We start from the raw sequence: 7,432 nt of genomic DNA, 5'->3' as shown, positions 1-7,432 counted from the left end.
CCCGCTCCCCCACCCATACAGGTGATCAGCTACGCCCAGCTCCGGGCGACGGCAGGGGAGGGAGTGGATCCCTACGGCTCGGTGCGGCGGTTCCGCGTGAACCTGCTCACCGAGCCGACCCCCAGCGAGCGCTGGTTTGTCCAGTTTTTCAGCAAGGAAAACAACCGGAGCGCCACCGACGGTCAGCTCTGGCTCCACGATGTGAGCTGGCGCAAACGAACCTCACAGGGCACCTGGACACTCGGGCAGTTCCGTCCACCGTTTAGCCTACAGCGCCTCACTATAGATCGCCAGCTTCTCGTCCCTGACCGTGCCACAGCCTCCGACCTCCTCTCTCCAGCGGGTGGGATGGGACGCTCGTTTGGGCGCGATCTTGGCGTACAGTTCGAGGGCAGAGGCTATAGCCTAGGACTTTTCCGTGGCTCGGGTGCCCTCCAGCAGGTGGGGCTAGGGAAGGGAGGGCCGCTCCTCGTCGGACGTGCCACGCGGCAGCTCGGCCCGCTCCAGTGGGGTGGCTCGCTTGCCCTCCGCCACAGCAGTGGGCTAAACCTCAGCCGGGTCTTTCCCGGTGCGAAGAGCTTTGCTGGCTGGGATACCCGCGCAGAGCTCGATGTAGTCACCCACCACGGCCCTTGGCGTATGAGTGCGGAGTACCTGATCGGACACCTTAATGGTAATCTCAACCAGCGCGCCGAGGGAGGCTATGTGGATGTCGCCCGTCAGCTCACCCCAAGCCTTGCGGCTGTCGCTCAGATGCAGACCTACTCCCCGAGCACGGGAACCAACGGGCTGACTCTGGGAGTAAACCTCATCCCTCAAGACAAGCGCAACCGCCTTCAGATGGCCTATCTGCTGCACCGTGAGCGGCAAGTCCAGGTGCAGTACCAGTATTTTCTACTCGGGAAGTAAGGCTTTGAACCCTTTCCCTTCCGTCCTACCTCTGTCTTGTTAGGAGAAAAAGAAAATGCAACACTACGCACGGTTACTGCTGGCTTCTGCTGGCCTGCTGGCGCTCTCGGCTCTAGTGCCAGGCGGCTCTTCCTCGTGTGCGACAGGCTTCTGCACGCCCGTTTATGCACAGGGCGGCCCGAACCAGCCGGACATGCAGACCATTCATAAGCTCTTTGCGGAGAATAAGAAGATCAAGCGCACGGTGAAAAATATTCCCGGCGGCATTGAGGCTCTCACAGAAGCGAGCGATCCGAAGACGGTTAAGCTGCTGCAAGAGCACGTCGCGGCGATGAAAGTCCGGCTGGAGAACAAGCAGCCGATGCGCATGTGGGACCCGCTCTTTGCCGTGCTCTTCCAGCACGCCGAGAAAGTCAAGATGACGATCACGAACACCAAGGCCGGCGTAAAAATTGTCGAGACTAGTGATGATGCCTACGTCGTGCAACTCCTTCAGGAGCACGCCAAAGCCATCAGCGGCTTCGTCAAAGACGGCATGGCGGGGATGCATGTCAGCCACCCCGCACCGCCTAAAGGCAAAACTACCGCGTCTGCAAAAACCAAAGAGCCCGCGTTTGTGGGCAAAGGCGATGGCGAGAAGACCTGCCCCGTCACCGGCGAGCCTGTGGATGCGGCGCAGTTCGTCACTTGGAAGGGCAAGACCGTCAAGTTCTGCTGCGTGAGCTGCAAAGCAGCCTTTGAGAAAGCCCCCGAGAAGTTTCTCAAAAAGTAAACCATGCTCAATGTCGGCTCACCCGCCCCCAAGCTCACCCTACAGACTCTTGCGGGTGAGCCCCAGCCCCTCAGCGCCCTCTATGAGCATAACCCGAAGACGCTCCTAGTCTTTCTGCGGCATCTGGGCTGACTGCCTTGCCGTGAGCATGTCGCGCAGTTGCGGGATAGGAAAGCCGAGTTTGATGCACGAGAGATCTCTATTGTGCTGGTAAGCTTTGCCTCGCCGGAGCTTGCAGCGCACTGGCAAGAGGCCACCCACTTCCCCTTCCCCCTGCTCCTCGATCCCGAGCGCCGCGCCTACGCCGCCTTTGGTCTCGGCTCGTCCGTGCTAGCGGCGTGGCACCCCAAGATGTTTCTCTACTACTTCCGCCTGCTGGCCAAAGGCCGCAAGCTCATGCCGGTCAAGGGCGATCCCTACCAGCTCGGCGGCGACTTTCTCATCGATCAGCAAGGCATGATCCTCCTCGCCCATCCCAGCGACGATCCCGCAGATCGTCCCTTGGTTTCGGAGATTTTATCCGACCTGAATCCTTTCCGAGTCCAGCAGCCTCTGTCTTTATAGGAGGATTTCACAAAGATGAAAAGAGCGCGAGTAACGAAGTTTCGGAGTGATCGTCAGGTTAGCGAAGGGAGTTTCAGAATGACTATTCGACATAAGATGCGGGTCTTCCCCGCAGGCTTGTTTACCGTAGCAACGCTTCTCGTTGCCAGTGGAGCCGCGTTCGCCCAGCAAGGCAACATGGGCTGTCCTATGATGGGCATGATGGGCCGCATGGGTGGAGGCATGGGGATGATGGGCCGCATGGGGATGAACCAGATGGGCCGTGGCATGGGAATGCAGGGTGATATGGGAATGCAGGGTGGTATGGGAATGATGGGGCGTATGCACCAGATGGGAGGTATGGGCGGTGGCATGGGGATGATGAATGGAATGGGTTCAATGATGGGGAGCGGTATGGCGGATATGGGAACCATTCACTCTCTCTTTGCCCAGTCCGGCACCATCAGCAGAACAGTGAAGATCCTGCCCAATGGGATTGAAGCCCTCACCGAGTCAAGCGACCCCAAGACCGTGGGACTGCTACAAGAGCATGTGGCAGCGATGAAGACGCGGCTGGAGAAGAACCAGCCTATCCGTCAGGGCGATCCGCTCTTTGCCGCGCTGTTTCAAAACGCGGACAAGGTCGTGATCACTGTGACAGCCACGGAGCGTGGGGTGAAGGTCGTCGAGACCTCGGAGGATGCCTACACGGTGAAGCTGCTACAAAGCCACGCACAGGCCGTCAGCGACTTCATCAAGAACGGAATGGCGGGGATGCACACCTTACATCCCCTTCCCCCACACCAGTAGTCGCTTGAGTTAAGACGAGCGGGCAGGGATTTTCCCTGCCCGTTTTTTGGTTTCGGGTAGTATAGGGAGCATGGAATTTGATCAGCTTATGGCGCGGCATAAAGATGCGGTCTACCGGCAGATGGTGCGGATGTGCGGCAACCCCGACGATGCCGAGGACGTGCTGGTGGAGTCGCTGCTGAGTGCCTACCGAGCGCTGGGCCAGCTTCAAGACGAGGCGGCGTTCCAGAGCTGGCTGGCCATCATTGCGAGGCGTACGTGTGGCCGTCTCAAGCGTCGCGAGGCGCTCGCCCCGGTGTTTCGACTGGCGGAGCTGGAGGAGCAAGGCATCGAGCCGATCTCCGAGGCAGCCTCACCCGAGACGCTGGCCATTGAGGCGGAGACAAAAGCCTGCCTGCTCAGCGTGATGCACAGCCTTCCTCCTCTCTACCGCGAGGTCTACGAGCTGCGCGATGTGCAAGAGCGTCCCGCCAGCGAGGTCGCGGAGCAGCTAGGAATCACCATCGCCGCCGTCAAGTCTCGCCTGCACCGTGCGCGTGCTCTGGTGCGCGCCGGAATAGACACGGGCCTTCGCGCCAACTAATCCCGCCTCTCGTGCCGATTAAGGCTTGAGATGCTTGTCCAAAAAGCTAATCGTGCGGCTGGCCATGTCAAAAAGGCTCGTGGTGTGTCCCCCCGGCAGGATCACGCGCTCCTTGGGATCGCGTGCCGCCGCAAAGAGCGCATCGCTACTGGCCTTGGGCACCACATCATCGGTGGCCCCGTTGAGAAAGAGCAAAGGGCGTGGGGCGGCGCGGCTGATGGCGGGCACCGGGTCCACATCGGCGAGGGCCAGACGAATCTTGGTCGCATCCGTGTCACCCGTGTCGCGGAAGCGCTTGGCGAAGGGATGGGCACTGGTGGTGATCAGAGTCCCCCAGTCGCCGCCTGCCACCCAGAGCGAGGCCGCCGCAACCCGAGGCTCCTCCGCGAGAAAGCGTGCCCCCAAGACGCCCCCCAGCGAGACGCCCACAAAGCCGATGCGCTTGGGATCAATCTCCGTGCGCGACAGGAGATAATCCACGGTGCGGCGCAGGTCCTGCACGGTCTGGGCAGCCACGGTGCGCATCCCCGTCAGATCCTGCTCCCCAATGGACTTTCCATTCACTTTAGGGCGATCTCCGTGTCCCGCCACATCAATTGCAATCGTGGTATAGCCCTTGCCACTGAGCATCATCGCCAACAATTGGAGCTGATTCTTATCGCCACCCAAGCCATGCAGCAAGATAATTGCGGGCTGCTTTCCCGGCTTCGGGCTTGCAGGCACCGAGACAATAGCGGGGACACGAGCCTCACTGCCGCCCACAAAGCTCAAGTTATAGAGCGAGAGCGGCTTGCCCTCGGCATCCTTGCGCTGAGTCAGCTTCGCCTGAAGTGGTACGGCGGAGTCGTAGGTGATTCCTGCCAGAGTGCTCGTCTGTGCCCAAGCCAGAGATACGGGCAAGGTAAAAAGAAAAAATACAATAAAGCGACTATACTTCATGCGGTAGTATATTCCAAAGCGCAAAGCCTAAAGCAAAGATGTACAACACTCTGAAAACAAGGATACTTCCCTATGGGGCATTGCTTGCCATCAGCATGTCGCTGGTAGGTTGTCGCATTTTACGCGAAGAAAGCCAAGAGCTAGCAGCTCCCCTCCCTGCGCTTCCCGCTTCCCCAAAACAGCATGGCGTGTTCTTGCTTGGGGAGACCCAGAAACGACTGGAGCAGACAAACTTTGGGGTAACCGCCTCAATTTGGCGACGGCTTGCCTGGGTGTACCAAAAGAGCGGTGATACGGCAGGTGCGATCCGTGCACTCGATAAAGCTTTAGAGCTTATCAATGCCGAGATCATGTCTCCTAGCCAAGAAACCCAGGAGCGCTCTCTCCTTGCCGATCAGTACTTTCTCCTAGGGCAGACCGAGCGTGCTCGCAAGGCACTCAAGGATTTTCGCTACCAGGGCACCTCACCACAGGCACAAGTGGCCCTCAAGCGCACTAGCCTCACTCCCTTGGAAGAGAAACGCCTTGCAAGTCCGGATCCTTTACTGGCTCCCCGGCTGGTTCTGGCACTCTGCGACCAAGGGGCACGGGAGGCGGTTCGGAAAGCGCTCTTACCTCGGTTGGAGTTCTCTCTCATGCGGGGGCCACTGGGGGGACGCGAGGAGTACTACCACGGGACACTGATCTTACTGTTTCATCTGGGGAAGCCGAAAGAGGTCCTCGCCGCCATTGAGCACCAGGCCCCTCCCGACCAGCTCCGCAGCCTGAGCTGTCTCCTCTGGGGCGGTACGGTGCGTGCCAGTACCATTCTTTTTGTTGGGGATGTCAACCCCGCCTGGCAAGCGCCCGAGCCACTACGGCCTCCGCTACGGAAACAGCTCTTCCAGGCTCTGGGAGATCTCTCAGCAACCCCCACCACCGACACCGATGTGAGTGCGGGCATGATCCTGGCAGCACGAGAGGGAGATTTTGCCCTGGCAGAGTGTTTTGCGCAGAAATTAACCGAGCCCATGTACCGTCAAGAGTCACTCCTAGCCCTCTCCCAACGTCAAGTCCCACGACTCTCCTATGTACCAGAGCCATCCAACAGCTTTGAGCATCGTAGCCTAATGGGGAGGAACCTGGGATGCCTACTGGGCGTGCGCGATTCAAAGTACCAGCAGCGCTTGTTAGAGCAGTTTTTAGAGCAAATGCAGGGCGCAGAAGACGGTAAAATATTTGCTTCGATTGTGAGTGGTGCGATCTGGAAACACAAGCGCATGGATCTGCTCGAGAAGCTCAAGACCCAACACCCCGATCCCGCTTACCTGGTGCACCAGCAGATTCGGCAAGCGGATGTCGCTCTCGATCTTGGAGATACCCAAACCGCAAAGGCCAACTTAGAGCAAGTCGCGGACGGCCTAGCCCGCATTGCCAAGCCGAGTCATCGCTTCCAGGAAGGACTTGCCGCCCAGGAGCTTGCCCGTCGCTTGGACAGCCCAGAGCTACTAGAGAGGCTACGTGTCCCCTTACTTGAGACACTGCCCCTGGTTTCCATCATGACCCTTAAAAATGAGGGAACCATCCAGCTGGCCGGACTGAGCTATCTCTGCCACCAAGCAGACAGCTACCAGCAGTTGATCACCAAGATCGAGTCGCACAATAGTGGCTCCCCGAATGAGAAGCTTCTCAAAGGGGATCTCATGGAGCGCCTTGCTCGTGAGCAAGCCCGACTGGGGGAGACAGAAGCGGCGTTGCTGAGTGTGGAGAAAATCCCGTTTCGTCTCCCCCAGATTCTCGGCCTGCTTACCGTGACCGAGCAACAGCTCAAGACCCCCCCCATGCCCAACTTCGTCGTGGTAACCAGCCTCCAAGCGGGCTTGAATCCCAATGCACGGGGTGGGCTTCGGCTTTAGTTAGACCAAGCGCAGAGCTTTGCGGACGTGCTGGAGAGTCTCTTCCGCCACCACCGCCGCTTTTTCTGCGCCCCGTTTGAGCAGACGATCCAGCTCCGCAGGGTCGCTCTCATAGAGTGCGCGGCGCTGACGGATCGGCTCTAGCATGGCATTGAGCACCTCAGCGGTCTCGCGCTTGCTCTGCACACAGCCACGTGCGCCGGAACGGCACTCGTCCCACTGTGGTGCAAAACCCTCGGGGTCGTAGAGCTTACGGAGCTGACAGACCGCACAGCCCTCAGGAATACCGGGATCGTCCTTGCGGATCTTGGTGGGCGTGGTATAGGCCGTCTTGAGCCGCCCGGCCACTTGATCCGCGCTATCGGTAAGATAGATACAGTTGCCGTAGCTCTTGCTCATCTTGCGAAGCTGGCCGGTTTCATCGGCATCCAGCCCTGGCAGAACACCCGTCTCTTCCGAGATCAGGGCATCGGGCACGGGAAAGACTTCCTCCCCGACTAAGTGATTGAAACGCCGTGCGATCTCCCGGCTGATCTCTAGGTGCGGAGCCTGGTCTTTTCCCACCGGCACCACGTGAGCGCGGTAGACAATAATATCGGCGGTCTGCAACACAGGGTAGCCCAGCAGTCCAAAGCTCGGGCCCGAGTCGCCGCCGCCCTCGCTGACAAACTCACGCTTCTCTTTGTAGGTAGGAACGCGCTCCAGCCAGGAGACTGGCGTGAGCATCCCCAGAAGCACAGCCAGCTCGGCATGCTGGGGGACTTGGCTCTGGCGGAAAATGGCGCACTTGTCGGGATCGAGCCCCGCGGAGAGATAGTCTAGCGCGACTTCACGGCTCGCTGCCGCAATATCGGAGGGGGGGCCGTTGAGAGTTGTGAAGGCGTGCCAGTCCGCTACGAAGCAGAACATCTCGTAGCTGTCTTGCAGCTTCGTCCAGGGCTTGAGCGCCCCTTCATAGTTACCCAGGTGCAGCCGACCGCC

The 7,432-nt window shown here is 59.5% G+C and carries 9 protein-coding genes; 7 read left to right on the top strand and 2 right to left on the bottom strand.

From position 1 onward, the window contains the following. The 6 genes from RMO15_RS03785 to RMO15_RS03760 form a co-directional block, all read left to right on the top strand. A partial coding sequence (locus RMO15_RS03785) for a hypothetical protein (RefSeq protein WP_309707995.1) occupies window positions 1-909 on the top strand: 909 nt, incomplete at its 5' end. A 55-nt stretch (window positions 910-964) separates the two neighbouring features. Continuing rightward, window positions 965-1,681: a hypothetical protein gene (locus RMO15_RS03780; protein WP_309707993.1), complete on the top strand. Its 717-nt coding sequence runs from the start codon at window positions 965-967 to the stop codon at window positions 1,679-1,681. A gap of 3 nt (window positions 1,682-1,684) precedes the next feature. After that, on the top strand, window positions 1,685-1,813 hold the full coding sequence (locus RMO15_RS03775) for a hypothetical protein (RefSeq protein ID WP_309707990.1): 129 nt from the start codon (window positions 1,685-1,687) through the stop codon (window positions 1,811-1,813). Further along, on the top strand, window positions 1,814-2,245 hold the full coding sequence (locus RMO15_RS03770) for a peroxiredoxin-like family protein (RefSeq protein WP_309707997.1): 432 nt from the start codon (window positions 1,814-1,816) through the stop codon (window positions 2,243-2,245). A 78-nt stretch (window positions 2,246-2,323) separates the two neighbouring features. Further along, window positions 2,324-3,034, top strand: coding sequence for a hypothetical protein (locus RMO15_RS03765; protein WP_309707989.1), 711 nt, complete (start codon window positions 2,324-2,326; stop codon window positions 3,032-3,034). Between the two features lie 70 nt (window positions 3,035-3,104). Beyond that, window positions 3,105-3,617 carry a sigma-70 family RNA polymerase sigma factor gene (locus RMO15_RS03760; protein WP_309707986.1) on the top strand — a complete coding sequence of 171 codons (513 nt, stop codon included), beginning with the start codon at window positions 3,105-3,107 and terminating at the stop codon, window positions 3,615-3,617. A gap of 18 nt (window positions 3,618-3,635) precedes the next feature. On the opposite strand, the gene RMO15_RS03755 is transcribed toward RMO15_RS03760, so the two are convergent. Beyond that, a complete protein-coding gene (locus RMO15_RS03755; RefSeq protein WP_309707984.1) occupies window positions 3,636-4,556 on the bottom strand; it encodes an alpha/beta fold hydrolase in 921 nt (306 codons plus the stop codon). A 38-nt stretch (window positions 4,557-4,594) separates the two neighbouring features. On the opposite strand from RMO15_RS03755, the gene RMO15_RS03750 reads away from it, so the two are divergent. Continuing rightward, window positions 4,595-6,451 carry a tetratricopeptide repeat protein gene (locus RMO15_RS03750; protein ID WP_309707982.1) on the top strand — a complete coding sequence of 619 codons (1,857 nt, stop codon included), beginning with the start codon at window positions 4,595-4,597 and terminating at the stop codon, window positions 6,449-6,451. On the opposite strand, the gene trpS is transcribed toward RMO15_RS03750, so the two are convergent. After that, on the bottom strand, window positions 6,452-7,432 hold a 981-nt coding region (gene trpS, locus RMO15_RS03745), incomplete at its 5' end, for a tryptophan--tRNA ligase (RefSeq protein ID WP_309707978.1). It abuts the gene before it with no gap.

This window comes from Armatimonas sp. (assembly GCF_031410135.1).
Taxonomy (GTDB): Bacteria; Armatimonadota; Armatimonadia; order Armatimonadales; family Armatimonadaceae; genus Armatimonas.
The sequence above is the reverse complement of the archived record's forward strand: the minus strand, read 5'-3'. Positions and strand labels throughout refer to the sequence as shown.

Excerpts from the sequence above, each read along its gene's own strand:
- RMO15_RS03780 (WP_309707993.1), top strand. The coding sequence starts at position 965 with ATGCAACACTACGCACGGTTACTGCTGGCTTCTGCTGGCCTGCTGGCG.
- RMO15_RS03775 (WP_309707990.1), top strand. The coding sequence starts at position 1,685 with ATGCTCAATGTCGGCTCACCCGCCCCCAAGCTCACCCTACAGACTCTT.
- RMO15_RS03765 (WP_309707989.1), top strand. The coding sequence starts at position 2,324 with ATGACTATTCGACATAAGATGCGGGTCTTCCCCGCAGGCTTGTTTACC.
- RMO15_RS03760 (WP_309707986.1), top strand. The coding sequence starts at position 3,105 with ATGGAATTTGATCAGCTTATGGCGCGGCATAAAGATGCGGTCTACCGG.
- RMO15_RS03755 (WP_309707984.1), bottom strand. The coding sequence starts at position 4,556 with ATGAAGTATAGTCGCTTTATTGTATTTTTTCTTTTTACCTTGCCCGTA.
- RMO15_RS03750 (WP_309707982.1), top strand. The coding sequence starts at position 4,595 with ATGTACAACACTCTGAAAACAAGGATACTTCCCTATGGGGCATTGCTT.